The 14,844-nt window shown below is 61.7% G+C and carries 16 protein-coding genes; 10 read left to right on the top strand and 6 right to left on the bottom strand.

What is annotated here, in order from left to right; translation table 11 throughout:
- Positions 1–228 precede the first annotated feature (228 nt).
- On the top strand, positions 229–1,497 hold the full coding sequence (locus tag CQ041_RS19310) for an Hsp70 family protein (RefSeq protein ID WP_105522224.1): 1,269 nt from the start codon (positions 229–231) through the stop codon (positions 1,495–1,497).
- 125 nt (positions 1,498–1,622) lie between these two features.
- Here CQ041_RS19310 and CQ041_RS19305 read toward each other — a convergent pair whose 3' ends face one another.
- The 3 genes from CQ041_RS19305 to CQ041_RS19290 form a co-directional block, all read right to left on the bottom strand.
- A complete protein-coding gene (locus CQ041_RS19305; protein WP_017737507.1) occupies positions 1,623–2,636 on the bottom strand; it encodes an AI-2E family transporter in 1,014 nt (337 codons plus the stop codon).
- 213 nt (positions 2,637–2,849) lie between these two features.
- Positions 2,850–3,149, bottom strand: coding sequence for a PsiF family protein (locus tag CQ041_RS19295; RefSeq protein WP_105521958.1), 300 nt, complete (start codon positions 3,147–3,149; stop codon positions 2,850–2,852).
- A gap of 71 nt (positions 3,150–3,220) precedes the next feature.
- Positions 3,221–4,009: a helix-turn-helix transcriptional regulator gene (locus tag CQ041_RS19290; protein WP_105522225.1), complete on the bottom strand. Its 789-nt coding sequence runs from the start codon at positions 4,007–4,009 to the stop codon at positions 3,221–3,223.
- A gap of 97 nt (positions 4,010–4,106) precedes the next feature.
- Here CQ041_RS19290 and CQ041_RS19285 point away from each other — a divergent pair, with 97 nt between their 5' ends.
- Positions 4,107–4,994 carry a DMT family transporter gene (locus CQ041_RS19285; protein WP_105521959.1) on the top strand — a complete coding sequence of 296 codons (888 nt, stop codon included), beginning with the start codon at positions 4,107–4,109 and terminating at the stop codon, positions 4,992–4,994.
- Between the two features lie 99 nt (positions 4,995–5,093).
- Here the strand turns inward: CQ041_RS19285 and CQ041_RS19280 are convergent, their stop codons facing one another.
- Positions 5,094–5,984 (bottom strand): triacylglycerol lipase, encoded by an 891-nt coding sequence (locus CQ041_RS19280; RefSeq protein WP_105521960.1) that lies wholly within the window; start codon positions 5,982–5,984, stop codon positions 5,094–5,096.
- A gap of 176 nt (positions 5,985–6,160) precedes the next feature.
- Here CQ041_RS19280 and CQ041_RS19275 point away from each other — a divergent pair, with 176 nt between their 5' ends.
- On the top strand, positions 6,161–6,691 hold the full coding sequence (locus CQ041_RS19275) for a bacterioferritin (protein WP_065874325.1): 531 nt from the start codon (positions 6,161–6,163) through the stop codon (positions 6,689–6,691).
- 69 nt (positions 6,692–6,760) lie between these two features.
- Here the strand turns inward: CQ041_RS19275 and CQ041_RS19270 are convergent, their stop codons facing one another.
- Entirely contained in the window at positions 6,761–8,830 is a 2,070-nt protein-coding gene (locus tag CQ041_RS19270) for an AsmA family protein (RefSeq protein WP_105521961.1), read from the bottom strand.
- 360 nt (positions 8,831–9,190) lie between these two features.
- On the opposite strand from CQ041_RS19270, the gene CQ041_RS19265 reads away from it, so the two are divergent.
- A complete protein-coding gene (locus tag CQ041_RS19265) occupies positions 9,191–9,562 on the top strand; it encodes a hypothetical protein (protein WP_105521962.1) in 372 nt (123 codons plus the stop codon).
- 150 nt (positions 9,563–9,712) lie between these two features.
- Positions 9,713–10,345 (top strand): TetR family transcriptional regulator, encoded by a 633-nt coding sequence (locus CQ041_RS19260; protein WP_105521963.1) that lies wholly within the window; start codon positions 9,713–9,715, stop codon positions 10,343–10,345.
- 4 nt (positions 10,346–10,349) lie between these two features.
- Here the strand turns inward: CQ041_RS19260 and CQ041_RS19255 are convergent, their stop codons facing one another.
- Positions 10,350–10,847, bottom strand: coding sequence for a C40 family peptidase (locus tag CQ041_RS19255; protein ID WP_105521964.1), 498 nt, complete (start codon positions 10,845–10,847; stop codon positions 10,350–10,352).
- A gap of 278 nt (positions 10,848–11,125) precedes the next feature.
- On the opposite strand from CQ041_RS19255, the gene ureE reads away from it, so the two are divergent.
- The 5 genes from ureE (at position 11,126) to CQ041_RS19230 (ending at position 14,800) form a co-directional block, all read left to right on the top strand.
- Complete coding sequence (gene ureE / locus CQ041_RS19250) at positions 11,126–11,626, top strand: urease accessory protein UreE (protein WP_105521965.1); 501 nt, start codon at positions 11,126–11,128, stop codon at positions 11,624–11,626.
- Positions 11,623–12,297 carry an urease accessory protein UreF gene (locus CQ041_RS19245; RefSeq protein ID WP_105521966.1) on the top strand — a complete coding sequence of 225 codons (675 nt, stop codon included), beginning with the start codon at positions 11,623–11,625 and terminating at the stop codon, positions 12,295–12,297. The genes ureE and CQ041_RS19245 overlap by 4 nt, the downstream gene beginning before the upstream one ends.
- A 12-nt stretch (positions 12,298–12,309) precedes the next feature.
- Entirely contained in the window at positions 12,310–12,924 is a 615-nt protein-coding gene (gene ureG / locus CQ041_RS19240) for an urease accessory protein UreG (protein ID WP_016972570.1), read from the top strand.
- 22 nt (positions 12,925–12,946) lie between these two features.
- Positions 12,947–13,519: a HupE/UreJ family protein gene (locus tag CQ041_RS19235; RefSeq protein WP_105521967.1), complete on the top strand. Its 573-nt coding sequence runs from the start codon at positions 12,947–12,949 to the stop codon at positions 13,517–13,519.
- 171 nt (positions 13,520–13,690) lie between these two features.
- Entirely contained in the window at positions 13,691–14,800 is a 1,110-nt protein-coding gene (locus CQ041_RS19230) for an AGE family epimerase/isomerase (RefSeq protein ID WP_105521968.1), read from the top strand.
- The last annotated feature ends 44 nt before the right edge of the window (positions 14,801–14,844 follow it).

The raw sequence follows: 14,844 nt of genomic DNA, 5'->3' as shown, positions 1-14,844 counted from the left end.
CCATCCTTAATCGAGATCGCACAGCCCGGGGCACAACGTGCGCTGCTTTGCACCTGTTGAGAGATGTGGCCTGGGGGTGCGTCAAAGTGTTATCGGCATTCGCCGTATGCAGCAGATGTGGGGGCAAATCCCCAGGATTCAAGCACGATTTAACGGATGGTCGGCCTACGCATCCGCCCTCGACTGGCATACACTGCGCGGCCGTTTTTCAACCGGAACCTGATTGTCATGGAAAACTCATCCCCAGCCCGTGCCTGCGGCATCGACTTTGGCACGTCCAACTCCACCGTCGGCTGGATCCGCCCCGGCGAGGAGACGCTCATTGCGCTGGAGGACGACAAGATCACGTTGCCGTCGGTGGTGTTCTTCAACTTCGAGGAACGCCGCCCGGTGTACGGCCGCCTGGCGTTGCACGAGTACCTGGAAAACTACGAAGGCCGGCTGATGCGCTCGCTCAAGAGCCTGCTGGGCTCCAAGCTGATCAAGCACGACACCAGCGTGCTCGGCACAGCGATGCCGTTCACCGACCTGCTGGCATTGTTCATCGGCCAGCTCAAGAGCCGCGCCGAAGCCAACGCCGGCCGTGAGTTCGAAGAAGTGGTGCTGGGCCGCCCGGTGTTCTTCGTCGATGACGACCCCATGGCCGACCAAGAGGCCGAGAACACCCTGGTGGACGTGGCGCGCAAGATCGGCTTCAAGGACATTTCGTTCCAGTACGAACCGATTGCCGCGGCGTTCGACTACGAGTCCACCATCCAGAAAGAAGAGCTGGTGCTGATCGTCGACATCGGCGGCGGTACGTCCGACTTCTCGCTGGTGCGCCTGTCCCCGGACCGTCGCCACAACGACAACCGCCAGAGCGACATCCTCGCCACCGGCGGTGTGCACATCGGCGGCACCGACTTCGACAAACAGCTGTCGCTGAACGGCATGATGCCGCTGTTCGGCTACGGCAGCCGCATGAAAAGCGGCGCCTACATGCCCACCAGCCATCACATGAACCTGGCCACCTGGCACACCATCAACTCGGTGTACTCGCAGAAGTCCCAGCTGGCCCTGGGCAGCATGCGCTACGACATCGAAGACACGGGCGGCATCGACCGTTTGTTCAAGCTGATCGAAGAACGCGCCGGGCACTGGCTGGCCATGGAAGTCGAAGAAACCAAGATCCAGCTGACCCACGAGGACAGCCGCCACGTAGCACTGGACCGTATCGAAGCGGGCCTGAGCGTAGACCTGAGCCGCGCGCTGTTCGAATCGTCCATCGATACGTTGCTTGAGCGTGTGCGCGGTAGCGTGACGCAGTTGCTCAACGACGCTTCGGTGAGCGTGGCGCAGGTGGATACGGTGTTCTTTACCGGTGGCTCCAGCGGGATTCCGGCGCTGCGCCACAGCATCTCGGCGATGCTGCCGAACGCGCGGCATGTGGAAGGCAATATCTTTGGCAGTATCGGCAGTGGTTTGGCGATTGAGGCCAGCAAGCGCTACGGGCACTGAGTTTTAGCTCAGAGACTGTGGCGACCCCATCGGGGGCATGCCCTCTCCCACATTTGAAGGTATTCACACATCAAAGGGTGAGAGGGGGCTTGCCCCCGATGAGGCCAGCCCAGCCAACACAAGACTTAAACCATCCCGCCGAGCTTCAGCTCACTCTTGAGATACGCGTAGTAAATCGGCCCCGCCACCACGCCGGGCAGCCCGAACGCGGCCTCGAACACCAGCATCGCCAGCAATAATTCCCACGACTTGGCACTGATCTGCCCGCCCACAATGCGCGCATTGAGGAAGTACTCGATCTTGTGGATCACGATCAGGTAGCCCAGCGCCGCCACCGCCACCCAGATCGACAGCGACAGCGCGACGATGGTGATCAGCGTGTTGGACATCAGGTTGCCAATCACCGGCAGCAAACCGAGCAGGAAGGTCAGCACGATCAGGGTTTTGGTCAGCGGCAGGTGAATCCCGCACAGCGGCAATACCACGGCGAGGAACACCGCAGTGAAGGCGGTGTTGAGCGCGGCGATCTTGATTTGCGCGAAGACGATGTTGCGAAAGGCCTGGACCAACAGGTGCAGACGGTCAAACAGTGCGGCGGCCAGGGGCTTGCGCTTGGTCAGGTCGGGCACGCGCTGCAGGGCGATGATCGCGCCGAGCACCATGCCGATCAGCAGGGTGACGAACATGTGGGCGGCATCTTTACCCACCAGTTGCAGCTCGCTGAGGTGCTTGCTCATCCAGTCGCCGATGGCCACACGGAATTCGGCGGCGCTGGCAGGCAAGTACGCGTCGATGAACGGCGGCAGCTGGCCGCGCGCGCGGTCGACCACGCCCATGAATTTGTCGAGGGAGGCCCCGGGGTTTTCCGCTTCGTGGAGCAGGAAGCTGATGGCACCGGCGAAGATCAGGGTCAGCACGCTGACGATCAGGGTGCCGAGCAAGGCGACCGCCAGCCAGCGCGCGCGCCGACCTTCGATCAGCCGTTGCAGTTGCGGGGTTAGCATGTTGACCAGTTCGAACACCAACAGGCCGGCCAGCAGGCTGGGCAGCAGTTTCAGCGGCAGTACCAGCAGCAATCCGCCGAAAATGATGATGTAGCTGGCCAGCAACAACACATGACGCTGAGAAAACGTTGGCATACAGCCTCAAAACGAACGGCGTTAAAGGATGGGCAGTCTGCCAGCCTTGAGGGAATCAAGCGAGAGGTCAGGGTGCTAATGCGATCAAGTGGGGCTTGTGTGGGCGCTGGCTTGCCTGCGATGCGGGCGCCTCGGTGCATCAGGAACACCGGGGTGATGCTATCGCAGGCAAGCCAGCTCCCCCATTGGGCCTCAGAGGCTTTGAAATCGTTATCAGCCTTTGAGGCAAGTGCTCATGAAGGTCTTGCGCGCATCACCGGTCAGCGCCTTGGTTTTCGCTGAGGCATTGCAGTCCTTCATCTTCTGCTGCTGCGGTGTCAGGGTCTTGGCGTCATTGGCCGCCGGGGCCGACAGGCAGGTTTTCATGAACGCCTTGCGGTCATCACCCTTGAGGGTCTTGGTGGTGGCTTCGGCGTTGCACGTGGTCATCTTGTTTTGCTGGGCGGTGGCAGCATAGCCCTGGGAACACAGCAGCAGGCCCATCATCAACAGCGGAATGCGCAGCATCTTCATGGAGTTTTCTCCCGGTTACCGCGCCGGGGGGCACGGCCTACCCAGCAGTGTAGTCAAAGCCTGTTACAACTTCACCGGCCACGCAGATTTGCCCGTCGGTACTGCTCCGGGGTGCAGCCGGCATGGCGCTGGAACATGGCAATGAAGGCCGAGGCGGTGCTGTAACCGAGGTCGAATGCCACGTGTTGCACGCTGTGCTCACTGGCCAAGGCCTCGATGGCGGCGAGGTAGCGCAGGCGCTGGCGCCATTCGCCGAAACTCATGCCCAACTCCCGCACAAACTGACGAGCCAGGGTGCGTTCGCTGACATGCACCTGGGCGGCCCAGTGGGCCAGCGGGCGGTTGTCGGCAGGGTCTGCCTGCAGGCCTTCGAGTACGCCGAGCAGCCCGGGATGGCGGGCATAGGGCAGGAATCCCTCGTGGATCGGCGCCTGTTGGAGTTGGTCCACCAGCACCTGGGCCAGGCGCACATCGGCCTCGGTCTCGGGAATGTTCACGTCGCGCTGGGCGAAATCGCTGAGGATCGCCTTGAGAATATCGCTGATCGCCAGGGTGCACGGCTGTCGGGGCAGTTGCTCGCAGAGATGCGGCGCGAGGCCCACCGAGTGGTAAATGATCGCCTCAGCGTTGTAGGAACTGTGCTCGGTGTGCGGCGGCACCCACACCGCATATTGCGGCGGCGACATGAAGCGACTGCCCGCCACTTCCATGCGCATCACACCACTGGCGGAATAGTCCAGCGAACCCCAGAAGTGCCGATGCGGCGTGCACTCGGTGTCGGGGGCAAAATCCGAATAACGAAAATACACCGGGCTGGGCAGGCTGGGGAAATCGGCGAGGCGTATGGTATGTCGGGCCATGTTGTCTGGATACACAGGTCGGTTGTCTGGATCGCAGTATAGGCTTCGATCCAGACAGGGGATAATCCTGCCTCATCAACACACCTGGTTTCCTTCAATGCAATACGCGTATCCCCTGCTGGCCATCTTGATCTGGGCCGGCAACACCGTGGTCAACAAACTGGCCGTGGGCTCGATCTTCCCGTCCGAGATCGGTTTTTACCGCTGGCTGCTGGCGGCGCTGCTGTTTACCCCGTTCATGCTCAAACCGGTGGCGGCCAACTGGGCGCTGATCCGCCCGAACCTGGGCAAGATCGTCGTCCTTGGCGTGCTGGGCATGGCGGTGTACCAGAGCCTGGCGTACTACGCCGCATCACTGACCACGGCGACCAACATGGGCATCATCCTGTCGCTGATGCCGCTGATGGCGCTGACTGCAGCCATCATCAGCCTGGGCCAGCGCCTCACCTACGGCGCCATGACCGGTGCAGTGCTGTCGTTTGCCGGGGTGGTCGTGGTGGTGTCGTCCGGCAGCCTCGGCGCGTTGTTGCAACATGGCGTGAACCTGGGGGACGCGATGATGCTGGTCGCCACCCTCGCCTACGCGGTCTACAGCACCCTGCTGAAAAAATGGCAGCTGCGCCTGCCGCCGCTGGTGTTGCTGTATTTGCAGGTACTGGTAGCGGTGGTGGTGTTATTGCCGCTGTATCTGTTGTCAGACAAGGCCGGCCTGAACTGGGCGAACATTCCGCTGGTGATGTATGCGTGTTTACTGGCGTCGATGCTCGCGCCGCTGGCGTGGATGCATTCGGTGAAAACACTGGGCCCGAGTCGAACCACGTTGTTTTTCAATCTGCTGCCGTTGATCACGGCGTTGATTGCTGCGGTGGTGTTGAAAGAAGCGTTGGCGCTGTACCACCTGGTGGGCGGTTTGCTGACCCTGGGCGGGGTGATTCTGTCGGAGCGCTGGACCACGCCGTTCAACCGCAAGGTCAGCGTTACCTGAACAAACGCCCGGCTGCCACATTGGACCGAGCGGTCAGCACGGACTCGGTCCAATGCGGGAGCTGGCTTGCCTGCGAAGAACGATGACGCGGTCTCCCCACTAGACCCCCGCAGCCTTGAGTCTCTGCGCATGTTCGACGAACAGCCGGATCGGCTCGGCACCCTTGCCGACCAACCCCATGGACTGGTTGACGATGTCGAAGTGGTCCAGGGGATAGTCGTCGCCGATCACCAACCCCAAATGTGAACTGTAGCGACCGACCATGCCATCACACTGGCCCTTCTCGCGCACGAAGCTGCGAGCGAACAGGCGGCAGCTGCGATTCGTACCATCGAAGAGGTTGCGACCACGGTCGGTGATCCCTGGCTGCAAGGTGCCGGACCAGGAGTAATAACGCACGTCATCGACCACTTCCGCGCCCTGCCCGCCCCAGGTGTCGGGCAGGCCTTGGGGGTATTGGCGGTTGAACAGCGCCACACCGGCACTGGTCAACGAATGGTGCGACGCCTGCAAGTCCGCCTTGAAGCGTGGCCCGCGATAGCCGGTTTCCAGCACACCCATCACCCAGGCGACCAGATGGAACAGCGCGCTCATGATCCGGCCTTTCACGCCCTCGACCGGGTAATGGGCGTGGATATGGTCGGCCAGCTCCGAGCCATGATTCGGCCCGGCCACCGAGGTTACCGACGCCACCCACTCCGGGCGCCTGGCCGCCGCATAACGTGCGGTGAGTGAACCTTGGCTATGACCGATCAGGTTGACCTTGTCGGCGCCGGTCTCGCGACGAATGCGCTCGATGTGCACCAGCAGTTGCTCGCCGCGCACTTCGCTGGAATCCAGCGGCGCCACCTGCACGGCAAACACCTGCGCCCCGCCTTTGCGCAACGCCGGGACGATACCGTACCAGTAGGGGAACCAGCCCAGGCGCACGAAGCCGAGCATGCCAGGCACCAGCACCAGGGGGTAACGCGTAGCCAACGACTGCGGCATGGGGCGAACGTCCTCGAAAATCCTCACCTGACAGTGAGCCTAGCCCAGCCTCAAGTCGGGCTGATGACGCTGCGGGCAAATCAGATAAAACTTTTTGCGCAGCGCGGCACTCACAACTTGGAGCGATCACGCCGGCAGAGCGTGGCGCAAAACCGGATTAGTACCAGGAGATTGAGATGACTGAAGCAAACTTGACTGACGTTGCGACCCTGCGCCAGCGCGCCCGCCAGAACGTCGAAAACGGTGCCGTGACCGAGGGCTACGACGCTGACCGCGAAGAAATCATTCGCTTGCTCAACGGTTCGCTCGCCACTGAACTGGTCTGCGTGCTGCGCTACAAGCGCCACTATTTCATGGCCAGCGGCGTCAAAGCCCATGTGGCCGCCGAGGAATTTCTGGAGCACGCCACCCAGGAAGCCGAGCACGCCGACAAACTTGCCGAGCGCATCGTGCAGCTTGGCGGTGAGCCAGAGTTCAATCCGGACCTGTTGTCGAAAAATTCCCACGCCCAATACGTGGCGGGCAATTCGTTGAAAGAAATGGTTTACGAAGACCTGGTGGCCGAACGGATTGCGGTGGATAGCTATCGCGAAATCATCCAATACATCGGTGACAAGGATCCAACCACGCGCCGCCTGTTCGAAGAAATCCTGGCCCAGGAAGAAGAACACGCCGACGACATGGCTGACATTCTCGAAAGCCTGTAATTGCTGGCAGCGCAGGAACCATGTGAGAGGGGGCAAGCCCCCTCCCACATTGGGTGCTGCGTTTAGCCGTCAGCCCTTGACGGTTTTCGGGGCTTTGCCTTCTTTCATCTGTTGCAGCAACGGCGCGCATTCATTGGGCTCACCGCCGCTTGGCGCGACCAGTGCGAGCAGGCCGGCAGCAGGCCCGGCGATCACACCCAGCGCCACCATCCCCGCACCACGCAAGGCCAGCGGAATGGCCTTCACACCCGCATTAGGCTTGATGAACGGCCCGTTGACGTACAACGGTGAACGCAGTGAGAACAGGCGGAAGCCCTTCGATTCCGGGGTGATGGTCAGGTCCAACTGCTCCGTGGCCATGTTCGCCGTGCCATCGATATAAATGATCGCGTTCTCGGTATCGAAGACAAACAACCGTGTGGTCGCCAGGCCGGTCTTGATGCCGAAATCCGCCGCCGCGCAGTTGATCTTCACTTCCTTGTCGCCAAACAGACGCCCTACCACGTAGTTGCCCACGTTGAGCCCGGCGATTTCCATCAAGCCACGGCTGATCGCACCGTCGTTGATCAACATCTTCAGGTCACCATTGGAACTGCCCAGCAGCGCGGCCACGGAATTACCCCGCCCGGCAATATCGGCATCGCCGTTGAGCTCGCCGAAGCTGGTTTTCATCGGTTCGAAGGTGGGAAACAGTTGCTTGAGCTTGAAGTTGCGCGCCGTCAGTTTTGCGCGGCCTTCCATCGGCGTGATCCGGCCATTCAGGCGAATCTGTGCATCCAGCTTGCCGCCGGCGACCCCGAAGCGCAGCGGCTCGAGGCTCAGTTGGCCGTCGTTGAGCACCAGGTGGGTGTAGAGATTGTTGAACGGCAGTTCGGCGCTGTGCACGATGCGCTTGCCGGTGAATTCGACGTCCGCATCCATGTCGCGCCAACGTTCGGTGCGGAACTCTTCCACCGGCAGCACTTTGGTGGCTGGCTGCTTGCTCTCGCCGCCGCGGGCTTTTTGCTTGGCGTTGGAATCGGCGCCGATCAGAGGCGCGAGGTCCTTCATCAACAGTTGGTTGGACACCAGCGCACCGCTGAGCTTGGGCCGAGGCTGGCTGGCGACGTAGGCGAGGTTGCCGTGGATATCGCTGTCGCCGATCTTGCCGTTGAAGTTTTCATAGCGGAACGACGCGCCCCCTGGCTCATGCAGCTTGGCGATCAGGTGGCCATCGGTGGAGTACGCGGGTGAATCCGGCAGGGTCACGCCGGTCAGCGGGTACAGGTTGCCAAGGCTTGCGCCCGCGAGTTTCAGACGCAGGTCGAGGGCGCCGAGGTTTAGCGGGTCGGTCAGGGTACCCGCCAAGGCGATGCGGGTGTCGGCGATCTTGACCTGGGCTTGCAGCGGGAACGGCTTGGCCGCGTCCTGCAGCGCCAGCAAGCCACCGATCTTGCCGCTGCCGTCGAGTTTCTGGCCGTGGTACTGGCCTTTGACCTTGAGGGCGAAAGCGTAGTCCTGCGGCGCCGAGCCTTTTTCCAGGGCCTTCTTGGCATCTGCATCGCCCACGATCTCGCCAAAGGGAATTGGCTTGCCCAGCGGGTCGATGATCACATCGAGTTGGGTCTTGAGGGTCTGGTCGTCGAGGGTGACGTGGCCTTTGTCGAAACCGATCGCACCGATATCAACCACCCAGTTGGACGGCTCGGCAGTTGGGTCTTTGGGGTCGAACTTGAACGTCCAGTTGGCGCGGCCATCGGCCAGGCGCTGCAATTGGGCGCTGGGCTCGGTGAGGTCGATACGCGGGATCGTCACGCGCTGCGCCAGCAGGGCCAGAGGCGAGAGGCGCAGTTCGACCTTCTTGAGGGTGACCATTTGCGGCTGTTTCGACCAGTCGGGGTTACCCAGGCTCAGGTCTTCGGCAATCACATGCGGCCATGGCACCCAGGCCCGCCAGCCGCCTTCATCGGGCTCGCGGGCCCACACCACCGCCAGGTTGCCATTGATGGCAAAGGGTCGATGCAGTTCTTCGGAAACCTTGGCGTTGATCTGCGGCTTGATACGGTTCCAGTCAAAAAACACCAGCACCAAGACCACCACGGCGATTAACAGAACGAAGCTGGCGCAGCTCCAAGCGATGATTTTACGAGTGCGCGTCATTGCACAGGACTCCTGAATACGACTGGCTGATTAACAGCCTTGAAGAACAGCTTATAAAACTACGACTGGCAAACCGCCCGGGGGTTTAACCCGATCACCGTTTTGCCGGCAAAAACCTCGATTCCTGACCCTTCCGACACATTCCAGCCCAGCACCGCGCACCAATGTTACCCGCGAGCGTGTCGAAAATACCCACCACGGTGCAAAAGCGCGGGCTTGAGAGGCTCGGTCTAGAGCCTCCGCCGTGAACAATCAATTCTGTTGATTATTACCATTGTGTTTATGAACTTTTATATCGACATATCGAGAGTAGCATTAGCCCTGTACCCACTTTATCGCCCTCCCAAGGAGCAACCCATCATGAAACGCCAAGTACTCGCTACCGTCCTGTTGTCCGTCCTGGCTTCCAGCGCTTTTGCCCTGCCAGCCGCCGAACAAGCGATTCCACAGAACAAGGCAGCCACTGTTCAAGCCAGCCAGACTGTTGCCCGCAGCGGTTCGCAAGAACAAGAGAACCGTGATTACGCCAAAGGCGCTGTGGCTGAAAACGGCTTTAACCGCCTGCAAGAGAAAGGCCTGGTTGAAGGCGGCGCCGAGCAAGCCAACAAACGTGCCTACACCGAAGGCGTTGCTGAAGGCGGTGCTGAACAAGCCAACGACCGCGCTTACGCCCAAGGTCTTGCCGAAGGTGGTGCTGACCGCCTGAAAGAACTCCACGAAGCCCAGAGCTAAGCCTGTGGTGGCCCAGAAAAAAGCCCGATCCGCCGATCGGGCTTTTGCTTTGTTGTAGATCGCGTCACGCCCTGCCCCGCCGCCAAGTTCGACGCCGACGAAGCTGTTTTGCTAGAGTGCTTCGCTGTCCTTGTCGAATAAGCCCGCCCCATGCTGCCCCGCGCCGAACAGAAGCAACAGACCCGCCTCGCCTTGATGGACGCAGCCCGCCATCTGATGGAGTGTGGCCGTGGGTTTGGCAGCCTGAGCCTGCGTGAAGTGGCCAAAACAGCCGGCATTGTTCCTACGGGCTTCTATCGCCATTTCGCCGACATGGACCGGCTTGGACTGGTGCTGGTCAGTGAAGTCGGCCAGACCTTCCGCGCCACGATCCGCCTGGTGCGCCATAACGAATTCGTGATGGGCGGCATTATCGACGCCTCCGTGCGCATTTTTCTGGATGTGGTCTCGGCCAATCGCTCCCAATTCCTGTTCCTCGCCCGCGAGCAGTATGGCGGCTGCCTGGCTGTGCGCCAGGCCATCGGTGCCCTGCGTGAAGACATCACCCGCGACCTGGCGGCCGACCTGACGCAGATGCCCAAACTGCAACATCTGGACGCCGAAGGTTTGCACGTGATGGCCGACCTGATCGTCAAAAGTGTATTCGCCACCCTGCCCGACATCATCGACCCGCCCGCCCACGCCTTGCCCGCACACCTCACGCCCCAGGCGAAAATCACCCAGCAGTTGCGTTTTATCTTCATTGGCTTGAAGCACTGGCAAGGCTTGGGCAGCACTGAGTGATCGGTCACCCCGCCGCGTGAAAACGCTTGGCGGTCGTGTAGTGTTTGTTCCAGTAGTTATTACTCAGCGAATCGATGCGAATGGTCTTGCCGGTGCGCGGTGAGTGAATGAACTTGCCCCCACCGATGTAAAGGCCCACATGGCTGATCTGGCCACGCCCGTTACCTTTGAAAAACACCGCGTCACCTGGTTTGAGCGCCGCGCGTGCGATGGTCGGAGCCGTGGAGCGGTGCATTGCCGTCGTGGTGCGCGGGATTTTGATATTGGCTTCGGTCTTGAACAGGTAGACCAGGAAGCTGCTGCAATCGAAACCCTGTTCCACCGACATCCCGCCCCACTTGTAGGGTGTGCCCAGTAGCTCATGGGCGCGGTCGATGACATCGCTGATCGACGCTTGCTGAACGGATGCGCTGAAAGTCGGACGGGACTGCAGGGACGCCGATGCCGAGGTGATGATCAACGAGAGGCTGATAAAGGCCCAATAGAAAAATGGCTTGAACATGATGAACGTCGCGGTGAATTGAACACGGCGCAGAGCCTAAAGATTCAACGCGTAACGCCATGAACGGCGAATCCCGAGACCCTGTAGGACAAATCCTAAAAACGCGCATAACAAGTGCACCCGCTTAATCAGTGCACCGTTTTGAGGCGCGTGGGCAATCACGCGGCGCCCTATTTAGTGGCGCCATCTCGCCTACTTACAGGCAATTCCTACACAGCGTCCGGGTTGGCAAGCCCCTTGCTCTAGCACCTGCATCGCTCATAGCTGGAAGCTCTCTGATGCTGGTGATCCACCGCCGAATCGCCCCCCAACCCCTCTGGGCCGCCGAACTGCTGCTGAACTTCGAAGCGCGCAGTAAAAGTCGCCTGCGCTGTTTCAGTGCCGAAGGTGAAGACGTCGGCCTTTTTCTGGAGCGTGGCCAGCCGCCGCTGCACGATGGCGAATGCCTCCAGGCTGAAGACGGACGCGTGGTACGCGTGCGCGCCCGGCCAGAACAGTTGCTGCACGTGACCTGCAGCAGCGCCTTCGAATTGACCCGCGCGGCCTATCACCTGGGCAACCGTCACGTCGCCCTGCAAGTCGGAGATGGCTGGTTGCGTCTGCTCGATGACTACGTCCTCAAGGCGATGCTCGAGCAATTGGGAGCCTCGACCGAAACCATCGAAGCCCCTTTCCAGCCGGAACACGGTGCCTATGGTGGCGGCCACCATCATTCCCGCCATGGTGATGAAGATTTCAACTACCCACCCAAGCTGCATCAGTTCGGCGTGCGCTTGTGAACCCAGCCTGGGCGCTGCTGCGTCTGGCCAGTCCGCAATTGCCGATTGGCGGCTACAGCTATTCCCAGGGCCTGGAAATGGCGGTGGAGAATGGCCGCGTCAACGACTCGGCCAGCGCACGCCGCTGGATCAGCGACCAGTTGTTGCTCAACCTCGCCCGCTTCGAAGCACCGGTGTTGCTTGCCCATTGCCGCGCGGCGGCGGATGGGGATTGGCCACGCCTGGCACAACTGTGCGAAGAGCACCGCGCCAGCCGCGAGACCCGCGAGCTGTACCAGGAGAGCCGGCAAATGGGCTACTCCCTGCACCAACTGCTCAATGGCCTGCCCGAGCTGGACGACACCGCGCGCAGCTTTCTTGAACGACTCGGCGAGCCGCATCTTGCCCTGGGTTGGGCGCTGGCTGCGCGCGCCTGGCACATCAGCGCCGACGACGCCGTCGCCGCCTGGCTGTGGAGCTGGCTGGAAAACCAACTGGCCGTGCTGATGAAAACCCTGCCCCTTGGCCAGCAAGCCGCCCAACGCCTGACCAGTGAACTGCTGCCCCTGCTGCAACAGGCCCAGCAGGACGCCCACCGTATCGACCCCAACCATTTGGGCAGCGCCGCATTTGGCCTGTCCCTGGCGTGCATGGCCCACGAACGCCAGTACAGCCGCCTGTTCCGTTCCTAGGAGAAGCCACACATGAACACACAACCCTTGCGCGTCGGCATCGGTGGCCCGGTGGGCTCCGGCAAGACCGCCCTCACCCTGGCCCTGTGCCTCGCCCTGCGCGACCGCTACAACCTGGCCGTGGTCACCAACGACATCTACACCCGCGAAGACGCCGATTTCTTGGTGCGCAACCAGGCGTTGGCACCCGAGCGCATCATCGGCGTGGAAACCGGTGGCTGCCCGCACACGGCGATTCGCGAAGATGCCTCGATCAACCTGGAAGCCGTAGACCAACTCAACCGTCGCTTCCCCGGCCTGGACCTGATCCTGGTGGAATCCGGCGGCGACAACTTGTCGGCCACGTTCAGCCCGGAGCTGTCGGACCTGACCATCTACGTGATCGATGTGTCCGCGGGCGACAAGCTGCCACGCAAGGGCGGGCCGGGTATTTGCAAATCCGACCTGCTGGTGATCAACAAGATCGACCTCGCGCCCCTGGTGGGCGCGTCGCTGGAGTTGATGAACAGCGACACCACGCGCATGCGCAACGGCAAACCCTTTGTGTTCAGCAATCAGAAAACCGGTGTGGGCCTGGACGACATCGTCGCCTTCATCGAACGCCAAGGCTTGCTGACCGCCGCCTGATCAACCCATAAGGAACCTGTAGATGAGCCTCAACAAACTCTTCGCCGCCGCCACTTTGCTGCTGGCCCCAGCCCTGGCCTTCGCCCATCCCGGCCACGGCGACAATGGCCTGGTGGCCGGCATCAGCCATCCATTGGGCGGCCTCGACCATTTGCTGGCCATGGTTGCGGTGGGCTTGTGGGCCGCCCAACAAAAAGGCGCCGCACGCTGGGCACTGCCGTGCACCTTCGTGGGCACCATGCTGATCGGCGGCTTGTTGGGTTTTGAAGGGATGCAATTGCCGGCGATGGAAAGCGGAATTGCCGCGTCGGTATTCGCGCTGGGCCTGGCGGTGGCGCTGGCAGTGCGCCCACCGTTGTTCATGGCGATGGGTGCGACGGCGTTGTTTGCGCTGTTCCACGGTGTGGCGCACGGCCTGGAGTTGCCGGATATGACCAGCCCTTGGGCGTATGCGGCCGGGTTTGTCGGCGTAACCGCGGTGTTGCACGCGGCGGGTTATGCCGTGGTGCGTTTCCTGCCGGCGGCGGCGGCGCCGTTGGTGCGGATTGCCGGGGCGGCGTCGGCGGCGACTGGGGTTTGGTTGCTCGCAGGTTAATCTTCAGCACTTGCCAGGGCCTCATCGGGGGCAAGCCCCTCCCACATTTGAATGTGTGCACAATTCAAAGTGTGAGGGGGGGGCTTGCCCCCGTTAGCGCCAGACCAGACACCACAGAACCCAAGCCTGCTACCATGCGCGCCTACACCCCTGCCGTGACGACGCCAGCCAATGTCCACCGTTCCAAACTCCGCCCTGAATGCCGTGCTTTCGCACTTCCACAGCCTCATCGTGCCGCTCTGGCAGGGTCCGGGCTGGAACGCCGACCTGGCGTTGCCCTATGAGGCGCTGGACGCCGATCACCACCCGTTGCCCCCGCAACGCTACCGCGCCATGGCCTGCGCCCGGCAGTTGTACCTGTTCGCCAGCCTGATCGGCGAGCCGGGTGCCACCTTTGCCGAAGAGCGTGCAGCGGCATTGTTCCGCTCCCTGCAACGGCACTTCCATGATGCCGAGCACGGCGGCTGGTTCTACAGCATCGACCCGGCCGGCAAGCCGCTGGACAAGCGCAAGGACCTCTATACCCACGCCTTCATCATCTTCGCCTGCGCCCACTACTGGGCAAAGGTGCGCGAGCCGCTGGTGGAGTCGGTACTCAACGCCGCCCTGGAAGTGGTCGCCGAGCGGTTTTCCACAGGCGACGGCCTGTACGAAGCGGTACTGGAGCGCAACTGGTCATCGCTCAAGTCCGGCCCGCTGCAGAACCCGCTGATGCACCTGGCGGAAGGTTTCCTGGCCACCCTCGCCGTGCGTGAGGACGCCAACGTGCAAGCGGCCCTGCTGGGGCTGGCGACGGCCATGCAACAGCGGTTCATCGACCGCCAGCACGGCGTGATGATGGAAAAACCGTTGGGTGCTGTGGATAACTGGTTCGAGCCGGGGCACCAGTTCGAATGGTTCTTTTTGCTGGAATCTTCCGACGTGCTGCGCGGTACACCCTTGCATGCGTCGCTGACACGCGCGTTTGCCTATGCCGAGCACAAGGGTGTGGATAAAGTGAGCGGTGCCGTCAGCGGCATGTTGGCCCTGAACGGCAGCCTCCGCGATGGCACCCAGCGCATCTGGGCGCAGGCGGAATACCTGCGGGCGCTGACCCTGCGGCCAGGCAGTGAAGCGGTGTTGCAACGCCAATTGCTGGCGCTGCAACAGCACTTTTTGCACGCCAAGGGCTGGAACGAGTGCCTGGATGCGCAAGGGGTGGTGAGTCGGTGGGACATGCCGTCGACTACGCCCTATCACTTGGCGACTTGCTACCAGGGTCTGATCCAGCATCTTGGCTGACCTTTAGGGCCCTATCGCAGGCAAGCCAGCCCCCACCGTTGACC

It is taken from the genome of Pseudomonas sp. MYb60, from assembly GCF_002979555.1.
Lineage (GTDB): Bacteria > Pseudomonadota > Gammaproteobacteria > Pseudomonadales > Pseudomonadaceae > Aquipseudomonas.
Note: the sequence above shows the minus strand (reverse complement) of the source record. Positions and strands in the feature narration are given on the sequence as shown.

Coding starts and splice junctions, on each gene's coding strand:
- CQ041_RS19310 (WP_105522224.1), top strand. CDS start 229: ATGGAAAACTCATCCCCAGCCCGTGCCTGCGGCATCGACTTTGGCACG.
- CQ041_RS19305 (WP_017737507.1), bottom strand. CDS start 2,636: ATGCCAACGTTTTCTCAGCGTCATGTGTTGTTGCTGGCCAGCTACATC.
- CQ041_RS19295 (WP_105521958.1), bottom strand. CDS start 3,149: ATGAAGATGCTGCGCATTCCGCTGTTGATGATGGGCCTGCTGCTGTGT.
- CQ041_RS19290 (WP_105522225.1), bottom strand. CDS start 4,009: ATGGCCCGACATACCATACGCCTCGCCGATTTCCCCAGCCTGCCCAGC.
- CQ041_RS19285 (WP_105521959.1), top strand. CDS start 4,107: ATGCAATACGCGTATCCCCTGCTGGCCATCTTGATCTGGGCCGGCAAC.
- CQ041_RS19280 (WP_105521960.1), bottom strand. CDS start 5,984: ATGCCGCAGTCGTTGGCTACGCGTTACCCCCTGGTGCTGGTGCCTGGC.
- CQ041_RS19275 (WP_065874325.1), top strand. CDS start 6,161: ATGACTGAAGCAAACTTGACTGACGTTGCGACCCTGCGCCAGCGCGCC.
- CQ041_RS19270 (WP_105521961.1), bottom strand. CDS start 8,830: ATGACGCGCACTCGTAAAATCATCGCTTGGAGCTGCGCCAGCTTCGTT.
- CQ041_RS19265 (WP_105521962.1), top strand. CDS start 9,191: ATGAAACGCCAAGTACTCGCTACCGTCCTGTTGTCCGTCCTGGCTTCC.
- CQ041_RS19260 (WP_105521963.1), top strand. CDS start 9,713: ATGCTGCCCCGCGCCGAACAGAAGCAACAGACCCGCCTCGCCTTGATG.
- CQ041_RS19255 (WP_105521964.1), bottom strand. CDS start 10,847: ATGTTCAAGCCATTTTTCTATTGGGCCTTTATCAGCCTCTCGTTGATC.
- ureE (WP_105521965.1), top strand. CDS start 11,126: ATGCTGGTGATCCACCGCCGAATCGCCCCCCAACCCCTCTGGGCCGCC.
- ureG (WP_016972570.1), top strand. CDS start 12,310: ATGAACACACAACCCTTGCGCGTCGGCATCGGTGGCCCGGTGGGCTCC.
- CQ041_RS19235 (WP_105521967.1), top strand. CDS start 12,947: ATGAGCCTCAACAAACTCTTCGCCGCCGCCACTTTGCTGCTGGCCCCA.
- CQ041_RS19230 (WP_105521968.1), top strand. CDS start 13,691: ATGTCCACCGTTCCAAACTCCGCCCTGAATGCCGTGCTTTCGCACTTC.